Raw genomic sequence first — 19,507 nt, 5'->3', positions numbered from 1 at the left:
CAACGGGCCCTGCTATCACGCCCGGGCGTTCAGCCAGGCCTGCCGTCGGCTGGGCATCCGTCATCGCCGGACACGGCCCTATACGCCGCGAACCAACGGCAAGGCGGAGCGCTTCATCCAGACCGCCCTGCGCGAGTGGGCCTACGCCTTCACCTATGCCACCTCGGAGGAGCGCAAACGCCACCTGCCCCGGTGGATCCATGACTACAACTGGCACCGCCCACACGGTAGCCTGAACAAACAGCCACCCATCAGCGTCCTCGGGCTACCTGAGGACAACCTTGTGAGACTCCACACCTAGCGTCTCCCTACACCCCGTATTCGGCCCGGTAGGCGCGCAGGGCCTCGAGGTGCTCGGGCGCGCGGCCCGTCTCTTCCAGCATGGATACCAAATCGCCGAGGCGGGCGACGCGCACGACCTGAAGGCCGAGGTCGGCTTCGACCTCCTGGATGGCCGAACGCTCGCCTCGGCCGCGTTCTTCACGATCCAGCGCGATTGCGACGCCAATTGGGGAGGCCCCGGCGGTGCGGATCAGGTCCACCGACTCGCGGATGGCGGTGCCCGCGGTGATTACGTCGTCCACGATCAGTACGCGGCCTTCCAGTGGTGCGCCAACGATGTTGCCGCCTTCGCCATGGTCCTTGGCCTCTTTGCGATTAAAGGCCCAGGGGCGGTCCATGCTGTGGTCGCGGTAAAGCGCCTCGGTCACCGCGGCGGCCAGCGGGATCCCCTTGTAGGCCGGGCCGAACACCAGGTCGAACTCGATCCCGGAATCGACGATCGCTTGTGCGTAAAACTCGCCCAGCCGAACCAGATCGGAACCCCGATTGAACAGGCCCGCGTTGAAGAAATACGGGCTGATGCGCCCGGATTTCAGCGTAAATTCGCCAAAGCGCAGGACATCGCGTTGCAGGGCGTATTCGAGGAAGGCATGGGCGGTCATCGGGTGGCTCCGGTCTCAAACGTCGTATTTTGACACAGACCTGTGCCGGTGCCGCAGTCCGGGGCTTTTCCACGCGCCCGGGCGCAGGTATCGTTCGTCGCCATGCGCATACTCTCGATGAACGCCAATGGCATCCGTGCCGCGGCCCGCAAGGGCTTCTTCGACTGGCTCCCGGGGACCGAGGCCGACGTGGTCTGTATCCAGGAGACCAAGGCCCAGATTCACCAGATCCAGGGGGAGCCCTTCCATCCGCCCGGCTATCACAGTGTCTATGTCGATGCGGTCAAACCGGGTTACAGCGGTGTGGCCCTGTACAGCCGCCGCCAGCCGGACGAGGTGATCACCCGTATCGGCTTCGAGGAGGCCGACAACGAGGGCCGCTATGCCGAGATGCGCTTTGGCAACCTGTCGGTGGTGTCGCTCTACCTGCCCTCGGGGTCTTCGGGCGACCATCGCCAAGATTCCAAGTGGCGTTTCCTTGAGTTCTTCCGCCCTTGGCTGGAGGAGCGCATGCAGGACGGGCGTGAGTGGGTCATCTGCGGCGACTGGAACATCGCCCATAAGGAAATCGACCTCACCAACTACAAGTCCAACCGCAAGAATTCGGGCTTCCTGCCGGAGGAGCGGGCCTGGCTGGACCATCTGTTCGACGAGATCGGTATGGTGGATGTGTTCCGCCGGCTAGATGATCGGCCGGAGCAGTACACCTGGTGGTCCAACCGCGGCCAGGCCTGGGCCAAGAACGTGGGTTGGCGGATCGACTATCAGATTGCCACCCCGGGCATTGCCGCCACCGCGCGCGATCCGTATATCCACACCGCTGATCGTTATTCGGACCACGCGCCGTTCTGGATCGACTATGACTACTAGCGGCGTGCCGGACTCGGGGCTGATCCGCTTCGGCGACTCTGCATGACCGACGTCGTCGAGGCGCAACGTCCGCCCCATCGCGACTGGCGCGCCGCGCTGGCGGTTTACCGCCACCCCCGCGTTCTCGGGATGCTGTTCCTCGGCTTCGCCGCCGGGCTCCCGTTGCTGCTGACCGGCGGCACGTTTACTGCCTGGCTGCGCGACCTTGGGGTGGAGCTGGCCTCCATCGGTTTTCTCTCCTGGGTCGGGATGGCCTACAGCATCAAGGTCTTCTGGGCACCGGTGGTCGATCGCCTGGCCCTGCCGGTGCTGACTCGGGTCTTCGGACGGCGCCGAGCCTGGATGCTGTTCGCCCAGGCGGTGATCATCCTGGGGCTGGCCGGCATCGCGCTGACCGACCCCACGGAAAAGCTCTGGCTGGTCGCCGTCTGGGCGGTACTGACCGCCTTCGGCGCTGCCACCCAGGACATCGCCATCGACGCCTACCGCATCGAGGCCGTTAGCCAGGAACGCCAGGGTGCGATGGCTGCGGCCTACGTAACCGGCTACCGCGTCGCGCTGCTAACCGCTGGCGCCGGCGCCCTGCATATTGCCGCAGTGGGTAGCTGGAGCCTGTCCTACGGCGCGATGGCCGCGCTCATGTTGGTCGGCGTGGTGTGTACCCTGATCGTCCGTGAACCTGAAGTACTGCGGCGGGATTCGGCCACCGCGCGGCTTGAGGACCGAGTGGTCGCCTATCTCAACAGCACCGCGGATACCGGCTGGTGGCGAGACTTCAAGGCCTGGTTTATCGGGGCCGTCATCTGCCCCTTTGTCGAGTTCTGGCAGCGCTTTGGGCGAGTCGCACTGCTGGTGATCGCATTTATCGCGGTCTTCCGCATCGCGGACATCTTTATGGGGGTGATGGCGAATCCGTTTTATCTCGACATCGGCTTCACCAAGGACGAGATCGCCAACATCGCCGCCGCCTTCGGTCTGGCGATGACCCTCACCGGTGCGGCGCTGGGCGGACTGCTGGTCGTGCGCTTCGGCATTATGCGCATGCTGATTGCCACCGCTGTGCTGGCCCCGCTGACTAACCTGACCTTCTCCTGGCTGGCTACCCTGGGCCCCGAGACCTATGGCCTGGTGTTCGCGATCATGGCCGACAACTTGTCCGGCGGCATGGCGATCTCGGTGTTCATCGCGTATCTCTCCAGTCTGACGAACAGCGCCTACACGGCGACCCAGTACGCCCTGTTCAGCTCCATCATGACCCTGCCGGGGCAGTTCCTCGCCGGCTTCACCGGAGTGCTGGCCGAGAACATCGGCTGGGTCTGGTTCTTCGCCAGCTCTGCGTTGATCGGCATTCCCACCATCCTGCTCGCGTTCGCCCTGATGCGCTGGGCCAACCCGGATCGTATGGCTCAGCCGGGCCGACCGACCGATTCCGAACCGGTTACCCGAGAGTAGTTGTCGACGGCCTCCATCCGGCGGTCACTAAAAAGCCCGCACCATAGTGGGCGCGGGCTTGAGTCATCCGCTTGCAGCTGGATGGTCGTCAGAAGCTGTAGTGAACACCAACCATGAACACGTTGTTGCTACCCCCACCTGAGGGAAACGGAATCGGGTCGGTACCAGAGTCCCGTGCCTTGACCGCAGGGATTGCTCCGGTCGCTTCTTCTTCGTAGTAGTACTCGGCGAACAGGGTCAAGCCGTCCATCCAGTTAAAGGCATAGCCCAAGTGGTAGACGTCCTCCCCATAGTTGTCGACATTCGCGTACGTACCGTGGAAAACGTGCTGTCCCATGGTGTAAGCCGCGTAGATGTTGGCCGCAACGTCACCATCATCGCCGAACGCACCAATGTCTTGGTCGCTGTCGATGTACTCGACCTTCGCGGCTAGCGACAGCGGACCCATGGTGTGCATCGCAGAGAGGCCCCAGATGCGGGTGTTGTTTGCACCATCGACGTCATCGACCCCGACCGAAAGCGTGGTATCCCCTACGCTGTAGGTGCCGGTCAGCTGTATCCGATCATCGGCGGAACCAGAACTGTCCGCGTAGCCAGCGTTTGCACTGTGGGATGCAGCAAAGGAAAAGCCGTTGAAGTCAGGCGAGTAGTACATGACGCTGTTGCTTTCGCGGAACGTCGTATAGGTCGCGAATCCACTCTGGAACGAATAGAACATGTCCACCGGGAAGGCGATCGCGTTGTAGTAGGGCAGCCAGTCGCGACCGTAGGCCACGGTACCGAAGTTGCCCGAAAGCCCGATCTTGCCTATCCGGATGTCTTCATCACGGGTGTTGAAGGGGTCCTGGATTTTTCCATTGGCGAGATCAAGCGGTACTTCCAGCTGTGCGAATGCACTGATGTTGTCGTTGATTTCATAATTTGCGTTGAAGCCGATGCGGGAATACGCATCTCGAAAGCCGTCGTAGCTATCTTCGCCCTTGGGGCTCGCCGCTTCGTACTGCAATCGCAGTGATCCATAGAAATCGAACTCCACGCCGCCAGCGCCTTCCTGCTGTGCCAAGACGGTATTCGGGCCCAGGATCAGGGCCAACGCAACGGCACCGGACAGCGGCGCCAGGGTCCAACTCATCGTCGTCTTCATTGCGATTCCTCTCGGGTCAGGCGGTTGGGTGTCGCCAGGTCCTGCCCTGGCAGACACAGTGCGCAGGCATGCTCAGGTTTCTCTGCGCTCTCTTTATAGGCAGGGGCCGGGGCGTTGTAAACAAGACACGTTAACTCGACGTTCTGTTGTATGACCGCGACACCCATCCCTTGTTCCCGGCGATGGCCTTCGCGTATCAGCGGCTCTTTTCCAGCTCGGCTTTCCCGCTGTGAAGGCGTCGGCAAAATGCTCGCGCGGTCTGCCCAAATCACCTACTTAGAGCTCTTTGCGCCATTTCGCCAGCCGAGGTGCAAGTTGCAATGGAACTATTCTTGTACAAAACTAACTATACGAGTAATGAAACCTGCGAGAACTCCGATGTCCCTGAGCCATGCCTCCCATTCATCCCCGGATAACCCGCCCGGCACCTCCGCCAGCTCCGCCGAGCCGGATGTCGCGCGCTCGGTGATCCGTCAGCTGCGGGTGATCATCCGCGCTTTGCAGGGGCACTCGAGGACGGTGGAGCGGGCTTGTGGCATTAGCGCCTCGCAGCTCTGGGCGCTCTGGGAGTTGCAGCGCACGCCGGGCCTGAACGTCAGCGATCTGTCGCGCCGGCTGTCGGTGCATGCCTCGACCACCTCCAACCTGCTGGACAAGCTGGAGCATCGTGGCCTGATCGAACGCCGGCGCCCGGAGAAGGACCAGCGCATCGTCAGGCTGTACGTGACGGATGCGGGCATGGAGCTGCTGGACCAGGCGCCGGCCGCGCCGCAGGGCGAGCTCAACCGGGCCTTGCAGTCGTTGCCCAAGGGTCGGCTCGAAGAACTGGACCAGGGCCTGGATCTGCTGGTCGAGGCCATGAACACCACCGAGCCCAAGGCCGGCCTGCAGCCGTTCGACGGCAAGTCCTGAACCGGTCGCCGCGGAGCTTGCTGATGCGTCTGATGTTCATTCTTCTGTTGCCTCTGCTCTGGAGCCCGCTGGTGGCGAGCGCCACGCCGGCCTTTGACGCGCCCCCCGAGCGCTCGACCGACGGCGGCTTCACCCTGAACTGGGAGACGGACACCGCGGTGGTGCTGGAGCAGGCGACGGGTCCGGATCACGCTGATGCGCGCATCATCTACGAAGGCAGCGATACCAGCACGGTGATCAGCGGCCTGTCCGATGGCGAGTATCGCTTCCGGCTGAGGGCTGCAGAGGCCGATGACTGGGCCGATCAGGCCACGGTCACGGTGGAGCATCACAGCCTGGCCCGCGCCTTCGGCTTCTTCGCGGTGGGCGCGATCGTCTTCCTGGTCCTGATCGGGGCCATCCTGCGCGGTCGTCCGCGCGACTGATTCACTTGGTCCAGTCCTGGCGATCCGTGTTCATCTGACGTTGAAACGTGACCCGGACTGGACCCGCTTTTGGAGGATTCCATGACGGATCTGAAGATCAACATGCAGCGCCTGCAGCAGGACATCAACGAGCTGGGCCAGATCGGACGCGATGCCGACCGCGGCCTGCATCGCCGCGCCTTTAGCGAGGGCGATCGCGCCGGTCGTGAGTGGTTTCGCGGACGCCTGGAGGCCGCCGGGCTGGATGTCTGGCAGGACGGAGCCGCCAACCTCCACGGGCGCCTTGACTACGACGGCAAGCGGCCTGTAGTCGCGATGGGTTCGCACCTCGACACGGTGCCGGGCGGCGGTCCGCTCGATGGCGCGCTGGGCGTTCTGATCGGCCTGGAGGTGCTGCGTACCGCGAAGGAAAACGAGGTGGATCTGGCGTACCCCCTGGAGGTGATCGACTTCACCGACGAGGAGGGTCGCTTCGGCGGGATGTTCGGCTCGCAGGCCATGGCCGGCAAGCTGACCCCGGAAAGCATCAGCCATGCGCGCGATCTCGAGGGCGTGACCCTGGTCGAGGCGATGGCCAACTGGGGCCTGAACGCCGACGATGCCCTGGCCGCGCGGCGTGACCCACACACCCTGCACGCCTTTATCGAGACCCATATCGAACAGGGTCCGGTCCTCGATCGGCGGGGCCTGAGCGTGGGTGTCGTTGAGGCGATCACCGGGCTGTTCAAGTGGGAGGTGCGCCTGAAGGGGCAGCCGAACCATGCGGGCACCACGCCGATGGACATGCGCATCGACGCCTTCCAGGGCCTGGCCGAGTTCGGTGGCGAGATTAATCGCCTGCTGGAGGAACACGGCAGCCCCAACTCGCGGGCCACTATCGGACGCGTGGAACTGGCGCCCGGTGCGGCGAATACTGTCCCCGGCATGGCGACCTTCTCCTTTGAGGTGCGCGATACCGACGAGAAGGTACTGACGGCGCTGGCCCATGCGGCCCGCCGCACACTTTCCAGCCTGGCCCGCCGTCGCGACCTGATGTTCGAGTTCGACGTGCTGTCCGAGATCGACCCGGTGCGTTGCGATACCGGCATCGTGCAGACCATCGAGGCGCAAGCCGAGCGCATGGGTCTGGAGTACCTGACCATGCCCAGCGGCGCGGCCCACGATACGCAGAGCATGAGCGCCATCACCCGCACTGGCATGATTTTCGTGCCGAGTCTGCAGGGGCGTAGCCATTCCGCCGCGGAATGGACAAACTGGGAAGACATCGAGACCGGTGCCAATCTGGCCCTGCAAAGTGCCCTGGCGTTGGCGGCCCGGCAATAAACCGCGAATAAAGGAAACGCCCGGAATGGTCGAAAACGACAACGTCTCCCATATCAGCGACTACGACAATCTGGACCCGCTGCGCGAGCAGTACCAGGAAAGCCTGATTACCACACCGGTCCTGCGCCGGGAGCTGCGGGAGCACCATGTGGCGCTCTTGTGCATCGATTTGCAGTACCTTGATGCCGCTCGCGGTCACGGGGTGTTTGCCGACTCCGCCGAATCTGGCGTGCCGCTCGAGGCCCAGGAGTACTACTTCAACCGTCTGGAGCAGACGGTGCTGCCGAATGTGCGGCGCCTGCAGGACGCCTTCCGCGAGAAGGGGCTGGAGGTGATCCACACCCGCATCCGTTCCCTGACCCACGACGGCCGCGACCGCAGCCCCGGCCACAAGCGCCTGAATCTGCATGCCGCGCCGGGCTCCAAGGATGCCGAGTTCGTTGAGCAGGTCGCCCCGGTGGGGGACGAGATCGTCCTGGACAAGACGGCCAGCGGAGTCTTCAACTCGACCAACCTGCATTACATCCTGCGCAACCTGAACATCAGCGCGTTGTTTATCGTTGGGGTGTACTCCAACGAGTGTGTGTCCACTGCGGTCCGCGATGCCTGTGATCTCGGGTTTTATGTCAGCCTCATGGATGACGCCACGGCCACGGTGACGCCCGAGATGCAGAAGGCTACGATCACGACCATCAAGGATCGCTACGCCCGGGTCATGAGTACGGACGAGGCGATCCGCGAGATCAAGAAGGTGAAGGAGGCCTCGTGACCGGTCTCGACGACCCCATCCTGCCCACCTCTATTGCCTGGGGGCTGCTGGCGGCGTTCAGCGTCCTCTGGGTGGTGCTGGGCTGGTGGCTGGGTCGTCGTAACAAGACCGCTGAGGACCACATGCTGGCGGGCCGCAATGTCGGCCTGGCGCTCGCCACCGCCACGGCGATGGCGACCTGGGTCACCGCCAACACCACCATGACGGCCCCGCAGCTGGCGCTGCAGTTGGGTGTCTGGGGCATGCTCGGGTATTCGCTGGGTGCGCTGGGCCTGATCCTGTTCGCGCCCCTGGCGCGACGCATCCGCGAGCTGATGCCGCGCGGATTCACCTCCGGCGACTTCATCCGCCTGCGCTTCGGCACCTTCACCTGGCGCGTGTTCCTGGTGGTCTCGCTGATCTACGCCTTTGGCTGGCTGGTCTCGATGGCGATGGCCGGCGGGGTGCTGATCAATGCCCTGGCCGGGATCGACTATCGCGTGGGCATGACCGTGATCCTGACCGTGTGCGTGCTCTACACCCTGCTCGGTGGTCTGCGCGCGGTAATCGGGACCGACTTTATCCAGACCATCATCATCATCGCGGGTGCGGCGTTCATCGCCTGGTTGACCATCGACAAAGTCGGCTTCGAGGCGATCCACTTCAACCTGATGGAAGAGCGCCCGGAACTCCTGAGCCTGCTGTTCCCGGCCGCGATCATGTTCCTGTTCAACAACCTGCTGTTCGGCGTTGGCGAGATCTTCCATTCCAATGTCTGGTGGTCGCGCGCCTTCGCCTTCGGTCGCCACGTCGGCTTCCGCGCCTATCTGTTCGGTGGGTTGCTGTGGCTGCCGATCCCGATTGTCGCGGGTTTCATCGCCTTGGCCACGCCGGCCCTGGGGATCAACGTACCCGCGGCGGACATGGTCGGCCCCTTGGTCGCCGCGGAGGTGCTGGGCCTGACCGGCGCGATCGTTGTGTTTATCGTGGTGTTCGCCGCGCTCGCCTCCAGCCTCGACTCGTTGCTGGCCGCGACCTCGGATCTGGTGACCCGCGACATCTATCGCGGTCATATCCGGCCGCAGGCCAGCGAGCAGAACCAGTTCCGTGCCACCAAGGTGATTGTGGTCCTGCTGGGGCTGTTGACCTGGCTGGCGGCAAGCTACCGCGGCGAGCTCCCGATCGTCGGTTCGCTGGCCGAGCTTCTGTACTTCACCGGGGCCTTCGTGGCCTCGGCCATCTGGCCGATCGTGGCCGGGCTGTACTGGAAGCGAGCGAACCCGCAGGGTGCCGCTTGGTCGATGATACTGGGGTCGGGCCTGGGGCTGGCCAGCTATTTCATGATCGGGTTCTACGTCGCGGCTCTGGTGGGCGCGGCGGTGTCCCTGGCGGTGATGGTGCTGGCCACCTGGCTGGCCCCGCGCCCGTTCGACTGGGACCGTCTGGCCCGTGATGACACCCAAGTGATGGGGAGCCCGGCATGACGATCTCGACCACCGCCCTGTCCATCATCGTCGTGATCGCCACGCTGGTGGCGACGCTGACCCCGATCCTGTTGATCGCCCTGTTTATCCGCGACTGGAAAAAAGGATGCCTCTGGTGAATTACACCGAAGATCCCCTGCACGTGCTCCACCCGAAAGACGGCGCGGCCGGCACCGACCGACCAAAGGCTTTGCTGGACGCGGTGGAGGAAGACCCGGATCCGCTTCTGAAGCTGGCGGCCTCGCATGTGGTCTCCAGTCAGCAGTTCTCGCGCGACGAGTTGCTGCAACTGTTCCGCCTGGCGGCACAGTACGAGACGACCCCGGCCCTGATGCACCTGCCGCTGGCGGGCAAGATCCTGATCAGCGCGTTCTACGAGCCGTCCACCCGCACGCGATTGTCGTTCGAGAGCGCCTGGCACCGCCTGGGCGGGTCGGTGATGTCCATTACTGACCCCAAGAGCACCGGGATCGCCAAGGGCGAGTCGCTGGCGGACATCGCCGAGATGTTCAACAACTACGGCGACGTGCTGGTGCTGCGCTCCTCCGATGGCGAGGCGGCGCACAACATGCTGGAGAACCTGCGTATCCCGCTGGTCAACGCCGGCAACGGGATCGACGAGCATCCGACCCAGGCCCTGGCCGATGTCTATGCCCTGGCCAAGTGGCGCCCCGAGCTGTTCACCGGCGAGGTGCCGCCGGAGCAGCGGATCAAGGTGGGCATCATCGGGGTACCTTCGCGCATGCGCACGGTCCGCTCCCTTCTGCGGCTGTTGAGCCTCTTCCCCGATGCAATCGAGGAGGTTGTGCTGATCTCGCGCGCGGACGAGAACTTCGATCCCGGCCAGCGCGAGGAACTGGAGCAGGCCGGCCTGAAGCTGCGCGTGGTGCACGACCTGGACCCGGAACTTCCGGGGCTCGATGTCGTGTACATCAACGCCATCGCCTGGGTAGGTGACACCTTCGAATCCATGGGCGAGGGGTTGAAGCTGGATCGCAACTCCCCGCTCAAGAAGGGCGCCATCATCCTGCATCCGCTGGCACGTGGGGACGAGTTGTCCACCGACCTCGATGCCACGCCGCACAACTGGTACTTCGCCCAGGCCCGCGGTGCGGTGTTTGTGCGCATGGCGTTGCTGACCACGGTGGTGCGGCGCATTAGCGCAGTGATGGATACGCCCGAAGGTTGAAACCCGACTCGTAAACCGAACCGCGAGCGGCGTGGCGCGCCGGGATGGCCCGGGCCGCGCCCCGCTCGCCCTGATTGAATAACCAAGGAGACATGCCATGTGTGGCATTGCCGGAATCTTTAATGCCGACCCGAACCGCAAGGTCGATCCCCAGACGCTGGTCAACATGGCCGCGATCCAGTATCACCGCGGCCCCGACGGTTTCGGCTACAAGACCCAGGATGATCGCGGCGTGGGCTTCTCCCACGCCCGGTTGTCGATCATCGATCTCGACGAGAATCGCGGCCGCCAGCCGTTCTGCATGAGCGACGGGGAGATCATGACCGCGGTCAACGGCGAGCTCTATGACTACAAACGCATCCGTACCGATCTCACCTCGCGAGGCGTGAAGTTCAACACCAAGAGCGACTCCGAGATGGTGATGCACCTGTATCAGCGCGAGGGGCTGGAGGACGCGGTGAAGCACTTTCGCGGCGAGTTCGCGATCTCGCTGTATGACCGCAAGCACGACCGGCTGATCCTGATCCGCGACCGCTTTGGCATCAAGCCGCTGTACTTCACCGAGGCCAACGGCAGTTTCGTGTTTGGCTCCGAGCTGAAGGTGCTGTTCGCTAACCCGGACGTGCCGCGCCAGTTTGCCGATGACGGTCTCTATCACCAGCTGATGCAGACCATGGTGCCCGGCACCACCGCCTTCGAGGGCATCGACCAGGTCAAGCCGGGCCACATGGTCATCGTCGAGCGCGCCCACGGCAAGCTGAAGATCCGCCAGGAGAAGTACTGGGACATGGACTTCCCGCTGGCCTCCGAGCGTCCGCCCGAGAGCGAGACCGACGAGAACTACTGGATCGAAGGCGTGCGCGAGAAGCTGATGGAGGCGGTACAGCTGCGCCTGGAGGCCGACGTGCCGGTGGCCTGTTACCTCTCGGGTGGGATCGATTCCTGCATCACGCTGGGGCTGGCCTCGGCCAGCCAGCAGTCTTCGGTCAAGGCGTTCACCATCGGCTTTGACAACGACGACTACGACGAGACCGCGATCGCCCGCGAGATGGCCGAGAGCGTCGGCGCCGACCAGGACATCATGACCCTGAACGCCGACCACCTCTACGACAACTTCGAAGAGGCCCTTTGGCACGCCGAGCGCACCATCTACAACACCCTCGGCGTGGCCAAGCTCCTGATGAGCCGCCACGTGAACAAGGCCGGCTACAAGGTGGTGGTGACCGGCGAGGGCTCGGACGAACTGTTCGGCGGTTACCCCGCCTTCCGCCGCGACATGTTCCTGCACGGTCTGGACACTCTGCCGGAGGCTGACCGTCAGGCTTGGCAGCAGATGCTGAACGAGTCCAACGAGCTGGTCTCCGGCGCGATGTTGGCCGAGGACGAGGTCGACGACCCCGAGTTCACCAAGATGATGGGTTTTACGCCTTCCTGCCTGCAGCCCTGGCTGGCCGCGGCGGACCACGTGCCAGGCCTGCTGCATCCGAAGCGTCGCGAGCGCCTGCAGGGCTACCAGCCCGGCAAGGCCATCGCCGATGCCCTGGATAACGACATGCTGGAAGGCCGCCACCCGCTGGACAAGGCCCAGTACGTCTGGATCAAGACCATGCTGGAGGGCCAAATCCTGACCTGGGGTGGCGACCGCATGGACATGGCCAACTCGATGGAGGCGCGCCCGCCGTTTCTCGACCATCACCTGGCCGAGTTCGCCGCCCATCTGCCGCCGACCCTGCGCATCAAGGGCAAGACCGAGAAGTACGTGCTGCGCGAGTCGATGAAGGGCCTGCTGCCGAAGGTGCTCTACGAACGCGAGAAGTTCGCGTTCATGGCGCCGCCGGCGCATACCGATCCGGTCAAGTGGGCCGCGATGAAGGCCCTGGCCGACCGTTATCTCTCACCCGAGAAGGTGGAGGAGGCCGGCCTGCTGGATCCGGAAGGCGTCCGTCAGGTCTTCGAACTGCACGAGTCGGAGGACACCCCGGCCGCCACCCAGGTGCAGCTGGACGGGGTGATCAACCACATGATCGGAGTTCAGGTGCTGCACGAGAAGTTCGTTGCCACCGACATCCCTGCGCTAGCCCGCCAGAAAGCCGACGAGTTCGGTTGGCGGCCGTAAGCTGACGGTTCGGTCACGAGCGCGAAGCTGTCCGTGTGCAGGCCCTATCCCTGTGAGGGCCCAGCGGAGACCGGGGTGCAACCAGTCCCGTATGGTCAGGCACCATACCGAGCTCCCTTTCCTCAGAAGATCATGAGACCGGGCCCAGTTCCCCGGGTTCCGCCATCGTGCTCTGGGTGTGTATCAGCGACCCTGCCCATCAGCAGCACAGGCGAGCCCGATGGGGCAATATGCCCCATCGGGCTTGATTGGGGTGTGGCAAAACGCCCCTTTCCTATCCGTAACTTATTGATTTATATTAAGTCCATTTGGTTGGTGTGGATTCTGCATCGGTCTGGACGAAGCGAAAGGCTTCGATTGTCCAAGTACCGATGGAGGTGCGCATCCAATGAACAACCAATCCTGCAAAACCGCCTTTTCCGGGATGCTGGTCGGAGCCATCGCTCTGGCCATAGCGCCCTTTTCGACTGCACAGGCCGACCTCGTCTGGCCGGATGTGATGATTCACCTCCACGGGGACGGCGAGGCCAATATCGTCGACACCGAGACCGACCGTGTTGCGGCGAAGCTGGAGACCTGTCCCGGCGGCACTCTGGGCAGCACCACGCCGGATGCCAGCAAGGTCTATGTCAGCTGTGCCGGTGAAGGCGAAACCGATGTCGTGGTCATCGACCTGAACGAGCTTGAGGTCAGCGGTCGCATCGCGACCGGGAATCGCCCCAAGCATGGTCTGGTAAGCCCGGATGGCCGCATGGTCGGCGTCGACCACTGGGCGCTCAGCGATGGCAAGCTGCGCATCACCTTCCTGGATACGGAAAGTGACGAGATCAAGAAGAAGCTGGACATCGAAGTTCAGGGTGAACCCGATGGCGTGACCTCCATGCATAACGCGTGGAGTGCGGACAGCCGCCACTTCTTCACGGTGGACCGTGTCGACAACCGGATGGTGATCGTGGACACGCAGGACTGGAGCACCGTCAAAGTGGACTCGCCCAGCGCACCGCATTATCCGGTCCCGAGCCCGAATGGGGAGGAACTCTGGCTCGTTCACGAGGGCGATGACGAGCACGGGCCCGGTGTTGTGGTCTTCGATCTAACCCAGGATGGTTATCCGGAGCTTACCCGGCTGTCCATGCCGCTGACCGGCGAGGAAGTCGAGGAGGCGCACCACGGCAACTTTACCCAGGACGGCAGCCTGTTCATGGTCCTGAACCGCGGCCCGGGCGGGGACGCCAGGGGACGCGAGGTGGCGTTCTTCGACGCGGAAAGCAAGGAACTCGTCCACCGGGTGACCACCGCGAGCAATGGCGTGGGACATTCCTACAATAGTCCTGATGGACGTCACGTGGTGGTGACCAACTATGGCAACAACGTCATCACCATCATCGACCTCGAAGAGATGCGCACGGTGGCTGACCTGACCATTGGGGAGGGGCGCATGGGGCATGTCGCCTTCACCGAAGACGGTCGCTACGGGTATGTCTCCAACGCGGGTGACGGCAATCTTCACAAGGTCGACATGGAGACCTTTGAAGTGGTCCGCGAGATCGAGACGGGGGGTCGCTCGGGTGGCGGCCAGGTACTGAACGTCTGGACTAACGTCTTCGAGGAGCTGCCTCGGTAGTGCCCGGCTCCCGCAGCCTGCGCAAGAATGGGGTGCCGGAAAGGCCTTTCCGGCACCCCTTCTTTTCCCGCGTCTTCGGCTGCCGAGGAAGCGCTGAACATGGCTCAGGCCTCGATCATCGGGTGTGGCCCCTGTTGCGTACCCCGTTCCTGGCGCAGAGGCAGCCGAATCCTCACCTGTCCCCCTGGCCCCGGACCCAGCTCGATATCCCCATTGTGCGCGCGGACCACCCGCAGCACGCTGGCCAGCCCCAGGCCCGTTCCACCCTGCTTCGTGGTGAAGAACGGCTCGAACACCTGCTCGCGTTCGTTACTGGAGAAACCGGGGCCGTCGTCCAGGACCTCGATCCGGCAATCGCCGGGAGTTTCTGCGATCCGCACGCGAATAGAGCCTTCCGGCGACGCCTGGGCGGCGTTGTCAATGAGGTTGTCGAGCATTTGCTCGGTCAACACCGGATCCAGTTCCACGGTTGTCTGGGCACCATCCGCCTCGGGCTCAAGGTGAATGGGGATCTGCCAGCGTCGGGCCTGGCGCGTCACGACCCCTGCGACCAGGGCATGCAGGTCGACCTGCTGGAGCCGGGGGCTCACGGGCCGCCCGTATTCCAGCAGTTCCTGGACCGTGCGCGAGCAGCGTTCGGTGTGATGGTCAATCATGTCGACCATTTCGCGCTGTTGCTCGCTCAGCGTACCGTCGCGCTGCAGGGTCGCCGTTACACTGCTGATCACGGTCAGTGGGTTGTTGATGTCGTGCGCCACCCGGGCGGCCACTCGTCCGATCGCAGAAAGCTGCTCCTGATGCTGCATGCGGCGCTCAACGTCGCGCAGGCGAGCCAGGTCCTGAGACATCTCGTTGAAGGCTTGCACCAGGCGGGAGAACTCGCCGGAGCGCCGTGGCAACGGTGCCTGATATCCAAACTCCCCGCGGGCGATGCGCCCCAGATGCTCGACAAGGGCCCCGACCGGGCGCAGCTGGATACGCAGTACCACCACCAGCGCAAAGGCCAGCAGGACGGCAGCTATCGCCAGGGTGATCGTGAGCAGGGTCTTGACCTCGTCGAGCGCGCGCGCAACCGTATCCGGCGCCCGGACGTCCAGGGCCGCTTGCGAGGGATCCGGATCGCCGGTCAGTTCGATCCGCCGGGTATCGGACCCCACCGAAGTACCAGCGGCGCGATCGATGCGTGCCGAGTGCGTTTCGCGCAGGGAGGTCACCAGTTCCTCAAGCGGGGTGGCCGTTACCAGCCAGGCGATATCCACGTTATTGTGTTCGATCGGGGCCTGGGCGACGAGCCAGAATGCGCCTTCCTCGAACACCACGGAGGCACCCGCGCCGTCGGCATGTGGAACGAAGGCCGTGGAGTCGGAGGGGCGGCTGGACGCGATCTCGCGCTTGTCGCTCGCCGCCCAGAGGGCTACGCGCTTGAGCTCGAATGCATCGGCCTGCCGGCTTACTGCTGCCGCCGGGTGATGCCGTTCACCTTCCAGATAGAGGTGATAGTAGGTGCTGTTGATCAGGTCGGCGTCTCGGGCCAGCAGTCCGGTCAGGCTGGACAGGCGCCGGAGTTCTTCCTGGATGCGTCCATCGACTTGATCCGCCAGTCGGTCAAGCCGTTCCTGGTGCAGGTCATCAAACTGGCGGCTTACGACCTGATCAATGCCCAGGAACAGGGCGCTGTGGATGATCGCTGTGACCGTAATGACCCCCAGGATCACGCGGATCAGCAGCGATCGCCGGCGTGTGGGTCGGCCGCCTTTGCCGCGAGTGATCATCGACCATCGGCCGCGAATGACGCCTTCCGCCATAGTCAGTCCTCACCGCCCGGGTGCTTGCCGGGCAGGCCCTGCGTTGTCTGAATCCCGTATTGCGTCACCAGGCGGCTCGCTCAATGACTCAAGCTTGACTCAAGGAGTCAGATCGGTTGCGGAAGGCGATACCCAGCCTCTTGTGCCGATACCGGAATCAGCCTGCGGGCCACGACCGACTGCCCGGCAGGGCTGTACAGGTAGTCGAAGAACGGGCGCATCACCGCTTCCTGCCACCGATCGGACACTACCGCCAGCGGCCCATACAGGGGGTAGTCGCCAGCCTGAACTGCGGCCGCGGACGGATCCACACCATCGATTTTCAGGCTGCGCAGTTCCCCGCGCTCGACTCGATCCGCCGCGAACACCCAGCTCACCACCGCGATCGAGGACTCGAAGCGCGCCAGGGTGTCGGTCAGGTGCTCGTCGGTGTCGATACTCATGCCGCGGGGGGACCACTGCTGTGCGTTATCGAACAGAACGTCCCGAACCGGCTCGCGGTAGTCCGGACAGTGATCGCGGTAGAGAACCGCGATTGGGCGGTCCGGCCCGCCCACTTCCGACCAGCGTCGAATGCGGCCCGCCATGATCGCCTTCAAGTCATCCATCGACAGCCCGTCAATCCCGACTTTGGGGTGCGTTACCACGACCTTCAGGTCCCGGGCGACCAACAAATGGAAGAAATCGCGAGCCCTTGTCTCTTCCACCGGGCAGCAGAGCCCGCCCAGATGGGCCGTACGGTGCTGAACTGCCCCGATGCCATCATCGCATCCACCACCGTAGACGATGAACGGACGACCGGTGTCGTCGCGATAGTGCTCGGCCAGTTCGCGGAACGCGCCGTAGGTCAGAAGGTGGGTACCCTGGTAGACCAGTTCGCCATCCGTACGATGTTCGACCGGCTGGGGCGCGCCCCGCGAGCCGGCGCAATTGCATCCGCCCTGAGCCAGGCCAGCCTGCCAGTCGGCGCTTTCGGGGCTCAGCGCGCGCGCGATGCCATGACCCAGCAGCGGCCCGAGTACGGCCACGGCAGCCGCATTGCGGATGAACATGCGACGATTCATGCATAGACTCTTTTCAAGCGTTGAGCTTTTGTTCTACACCGTTTCCCAGTCGCACGTCCAACCCAACCCGGAACTCCGATGCCTGAATCTCCATCCATCCCCCTCAATGAATCAACGTCCGCATCGCCCATCCACCATGGGGATGCGGCAAGGCCGATCCGGGTCCTCGTACTCGAGGACGAGCCTGATGTGGCCCGCATGCTGAGCTGGGCCATCAAGGACAGTGGACGCTACGAGGTGACACTGAACAGCGACGCGTCTGCTCTGGAGGACTCGCTGGAGGAGGTGGAGCCGGATCTGGTCCTGACCGATCTCATGATGCCGGGTCGCGATGGCTTCGACGTGATCCAGACCGTCAAGGAGCGCGACCCCGACCTCCCGGTGGTCGTCATCAGTGCCTACGCCAGTCTGGAAAATGCGGTCGAAGCCGTGCGCATGGGTGCCTTCGACTTTCTCCCCAAACCGTTTCGGCCCGAGAACATCGAGCTGATGCTGGCGAAGGTGCAGCGCACCCATGACCTGCGACTGCGCGCCGATCGAGCCACCCGCTCAGCCCAGTCCTGCGACCCCTGCCTGAGTGCGTTGCGCGGTTCCAGCCCGATCATGCAGCGCCTGCGCGAATGGATCCTCAAGGTCCGTGACACCCAGGCCAACGTCGTGATCGAAGGCGAGAGCGGCACCGGCAAGGAACTCGTGGCGCAGGCGCTGCATGCGGGGCGTGGGCCCTTCGTGGCCATCAATGTGGCCGCGATTCCCCAGGACCTGGCCGAGGCGGAGCTGTTTGGGTATCGACGCGGCGCATTCACCGGGGCCGACCGCGATCATCCGGGGTTGCTGGTCGAGGCCTCCGGCGGCGTCCTGTTCCTCGACGAAATCAACGCCATGCCCCTGGGCCTTCAGGCCAAGCTGTTACGGACCCTCCAGAACCGCAGCGTGCGGGCGCTCGGCTGCACCGAGGATCGCCCGCTGGATTTCCGGCTGGTTACCGCCACCAACCAGCCGCTGGAACAGGCGGTCGAGGAGGGAACCTTCCGGCGCGACCTGTTCCACCGGATCAATGTCCTCGGCGTGCAGCTGCCGCCACTGCGGGATCGCACGGAAGACATCCCCGAGCTGTCCGAGAGCTTCGTGCAGCGCTATGCCCGCACCCACGGACGACCGGTAGTGCGGCGCCTTGCCCCAGAGGCCATCAGCGCCCTGCTCGGCTATGAGTGGCCGGGCAATGTGCGGGAACTGGAGAACTTCATCGAACAGGCCGTGATCCTGTGCCCCGACGGGCTGACCAGCCTGCCGCTGGGCGTGTTTCCCGATGCCATTGGCGGCGGAGGCTGGCGGGCCGGCGCGGAGCCCGGTCTGCCCGACCCCGGCGATACGGGTGCAACGCTGGCCGCCGTCGAGCGCCGCTACATCGAGGCGGTGCTCCGCGAGACCGGCAACAACAAGGCCCAGGCCGCCCGGGTGCTGGGCATCGACTACAAGACCCTGCTGCGCAAGCTCGCCGCGTGGAAGGACGATCCGCGTGGCGCTTCCCCGAAGGACCCGTTCGAACCACCGCTCTGAGATTGTGCGGACCCGGGCTTTTGGGTCTGGAATCTCTTGCGTATGTGATGGGTGGGCCACTGTACGGATGACGCCCCGCCTGTGGGGCATTTTGCCCCAGGCGCCCACCATGGGCACGGGCTAAACGCCCCGAATGCCGTCCGCGCTTTCCTCTTCCGACCGCATTCTCGCTGGAATTCATTGATTGGCACGCGCCCTGCAATGGGTGACGTTGGGCCGGGCGCCGCGTCCGTGCGTCATGCGGGCCCAGACGAAACCAAAAACAACAGGAGAAACCCACCATGATGAGGAGCGCGCTGTTTCTGGCCGGCGGTCTGACAATGCTGGCCGTGCCATTCGCCGTAGCTGATACGCCGGACTCGATTTCGGGACTTCCGGGTAATGCACTGATCGATGAAGGCTTTGACGTAAAAACGGCCTGGCCCTATCCGACCGAAAACGCGGGGACCTATGAACTGCGGGAGCACGGGCGTGATCTGCGCCAGTGGCTGACCCTCAGCTATGACGATCACCGCGGTGTGCCGGAGCCGACCGAGGTCGAGTTCGAGGGCCCGGTGGACGGAGATGCGGAGCGTGGCGAGGAGATCTTCAAGACGACCGCCGAGGGCAACTGCGTAGCCTGCCATCACGTTGAAGGCGTCGCTCAGACCGGGTCGGTCGGACCGTCACTGGCGGATTACGCCGCCCGCGGCCTGCCTGACGAGTACACCTACCAGATGCTCTACGACGCGCGCGTGTTCTTCGAGGGAACGCTGATGCCGCCATTTGGTGCCTTCAAGAACCTCACCGAACAGGAAATCCACCACGTGATGGCGTTTATGGCCACCCTCAAGTAATCCGGCATCGG

18 protein-coding genes are annotated in these 19,507 nt (G+C 64.0%); 14 read left to right on the top strand and 4 right to left on the bottom strand.

What is annotated here, in order from left to right; translation table 11 throughout:
* Positions 1-301 (top strand): integrase core domain-containing protein (locus tag D002_RS0112970; RefSeq protein WP_018142361.1); only part of this gene is annotated, 301 nt, incomplete at its 5' end.
* A 7-nt stretch (positions 302-308) separates the two neighbouring features.
* Here D002_RS0112970 and pyrE read toward each other — a convergent pair.
* Positions 309-944 carry an orotate phosphoribosyltransferase gene (gene pyrE / locus D002_RS0112965; protein WP_018142360.1) on the bottom strand — a complete coding sequence of 212 codons (636 nt, stop codon included), beginning with the start codon at positions 942-944 and terminating at the stop codon, positions 309-311.
* A gap of 102 nt (positions 945-1,046) precedes the next feature.
* Between pyrE and D002_RS0112960 the strand changes: the two genes are divergently transcribed.
* Together D002_RS0112960 and D002_RS0112955 are read left to right on the top strand one after the other, a co-directional pair.
* Positions 1,047-1,814 (top strand): exodeoxyribonuclease III, encoded by a 768-nt coding sequence (locus D002_RS0112960; RefSeq protein WP_255349320.1) that lies wholly within the window; start codon positions 1,047-1,049, stop codon positions 1,812-1,814.
* 42 nt (positions 1,815-1,856) lie between these two features.
* Positions 1,857-3,266 carry an AmpG family muropeptide MFS transporter gene (locus D002_RS0112955; RefSeq protein WP_018142358.1) on the top strand — a complete coding sequence of 470 codons (1,410 nt, stop codon included), beginning with the start codon at positions 1,857-1,859 and terminating at the stop codon, positions 3,264-3,266.
* Positions 3,267-3,354: 88 nt separating this feature from the next.
* On the opposite strand, the gene D002_RS0112950 is transcribed toward D002_RS0112955, so the two are convergent.
* Positions 3,355-4,410: a porin gene (locus tag D002_RS0112950; RefSeq protein WP_018142357.1), complete on the bottom strand. Its 1,056-nt coding sequence runs from the start codon at positions 4,408-4,410 to the stop codon at positions 3,355-3,357.
* 378 nt (positions 4,411-4,788) lie between these two features.
* On the opposite strand from D002_RS0112950, the gene D002_RS0112945 reads away from it, so the two are divergent.
* The 9 genes from D002_RS0112945 to D002_RS0112905 all read left to right on the top strand — a co-directional run bounded on the left by D002_RS0112945 (position 4,789) and on the right by D002_RS0112905 (position 14,231).
* The gene (locus D002_RS0112945) at positions 4,789-5,322 is read left to right on the top strand and encodes a MarR family winged helix-turn-helix transcriptional regulator (RefSeq protein ID WP_018142356.1); all 534 of its coding nucleotides are present in this window, start codon (positions 4,789-4,791) and stop codon (positions 5,320-5,322) included.
* A gap of 23 nt (positions 5,323-5,345) precedes the next feature.
* Positions 5,346-5,747, top strand: a complete 402-nt coding sequence (locus D002_RS0112940) for a hypothetical protein (RefSeq protein WP_018142355.1) — start codon at positions 5,346-5,348, stop codon at positions 5,745-5,747.
* 81 nt (positions 5,748-5,828) lie between these two features.
* Positions 5,829-7,070, top strand: coding sequence for a Zn-dependent hydrolase (locus D002_RS0112935; RefSeq protein ID WP_018142354.1), 1,242 nt, complete (start codon positions 5,829-5,831; stop codon positions 7,068-7,070).
* 25 nt (positions 7,071-7,095) lie between these two features.
* Positions 7,096-7,839 carry a cysteine hydrolase family protein gene (locus D002_RS0112930; protein WP_018142353.1) on the top strand — a complete coding sequence of 248 codons (744 nt, stop codon included), beginning with the start codon at positions 7,096-7,098 and terminating at the stop codon, positions 7,837-7,839.
* Entirely contained in the window at positions 7,836-9,302 is a 1,467-nt protein-coding gene (locus D002_RS0112925; protein WP_018142352.1) for a sodium:solute symporter family protein, read from the top strand. Before D002_RS0112930 ends, D002_RS0112925 begins: the two co-directional genes overlap by 4 nt.
* Complete coding sequence (locus D002_RS13895) at positions 9,299-9,421, top strand: hypothetical protein (protein ID WP_018142351.1); 123 nt, start codon at positions 9,299-9,301, stop codon at positions 9,419-9,421. Before D002_RS0112925 ends, D002_RS13895 begins: the two co-directional genes overlap by 4 nt.
* Positions 9,409-10,491 carry an aspartate carbamoyltransferase gene (locus D002_RS0112915; protein WP_018142350.1) on the top strand — a complete coding sequence of 361 codons (1,083 nt, stop codon included), beginning with the start codon at positions 9,409-9,411 and terminating at the stop codon, positions 10,489-10,491. The genes D002_RS13895 and D002_RS0112915 overlap by 13 nt, the downstream gene beginning before the upstream one ends.
* 97 nt (positions 10,492-10,588) lie before the next feature.
* Positions 10,589-12,607, top strand: a complete 2,019-nt coding sequence (asnB, locus tag D002_RS0112910; RefSeq protein ID WP_018142349.1) for an asparagine synthase (glutamine-hydrolyzing) — start codon at positions 10,589-10,591, stop codon at positions 12,605-12,607.
* A 388-nt stretch (positions 12,608-12,995) separates the two neighbouring features.
* Positions 12,996-14,231: a YncE family protein gene (locus tag D002_RS0112905; RefSeq protein ID WP_018142348.1), complete on the top strand. Its 1,236-nt coding sequence runs from the start codon at positions 12,996-12,998 to the stop codon at positions 14,229-14,231.
* Positions 14,232-14,335: 104 nt separating this feature from the next.
* Here the strand turns inward: D002_RS0112905 and D002_RS0112900 are convergent, their stop codons facing one another.
* Both D002_RS0112900 and D002_RS0112895 read right to left on the bottom strand, forming a co-directional pair.
* Complete coding sequence (locus D002_RS0112900; RefSeq protein WP_018142347.1) at positions 14,336-16,036, bottom strand: ATP-binding protein; 1,701 nt, start codon at positions 16,034-16,036, stop codon at positions 14,336-14,338.
* A gap of 107 nt (positions 16,037-16,143) precedes the next feature.
* Positions 16,144-17,100 carry a substrate-binding domain-containing protein gene (locus D002_RS0112895; RefSeq protein ID WP_018874233.1) on the bottom strand — a complete coding sequence of 319 codons (957 nt, stop codon included), beginning with the start codon at positions 17,098-17,100 and terminating at the stop codon, positions 16,144-16,146.
* A gap of 78 nt (positions 17,101-17,178) precedes the next feature.
* Between D002_RS0112895 and D002_RS0112890 the strand changes: the two genes are divergently transcribed.
* Entirely contained in the window at positions 17,179-18,660 is a 1,482-nt protein-coding gene (locus tag D002_RS0112890) for a sigma-54 dependent transcriptional regulator (protein ID WP_081610857.1), read from the top strand.
* 281 nt (positions 18,661-18,941) lie between these two features.
* Positions 18,942-19,496, top strand: a complete 555-nt coding sequence (gene soxX / locus D002_RS0112885; protein WP_018142344.1) for a sulfur oxidation c-type cytochrome SoxX — start codon at positions 18,942-18,944, stop codon at positions 19,494-19,496.
* Positions 19,497-19,507: the final 11 nt, after the last annotated feature.

The sequence above is a fragment of the Thioalkalivibrio sp. ALJ7 genome (assembly GCF_000376865.1).
Lineage (GTDB): Bacteria > Pseudomonadota > Gammaproteobacteria > Ectothiorhodospirales > Ectothiorhodospiraceae > Thioalkalivibrio.
This window is presented reverse-complemented; position numbering and strand designations above follow the sequence as displayed.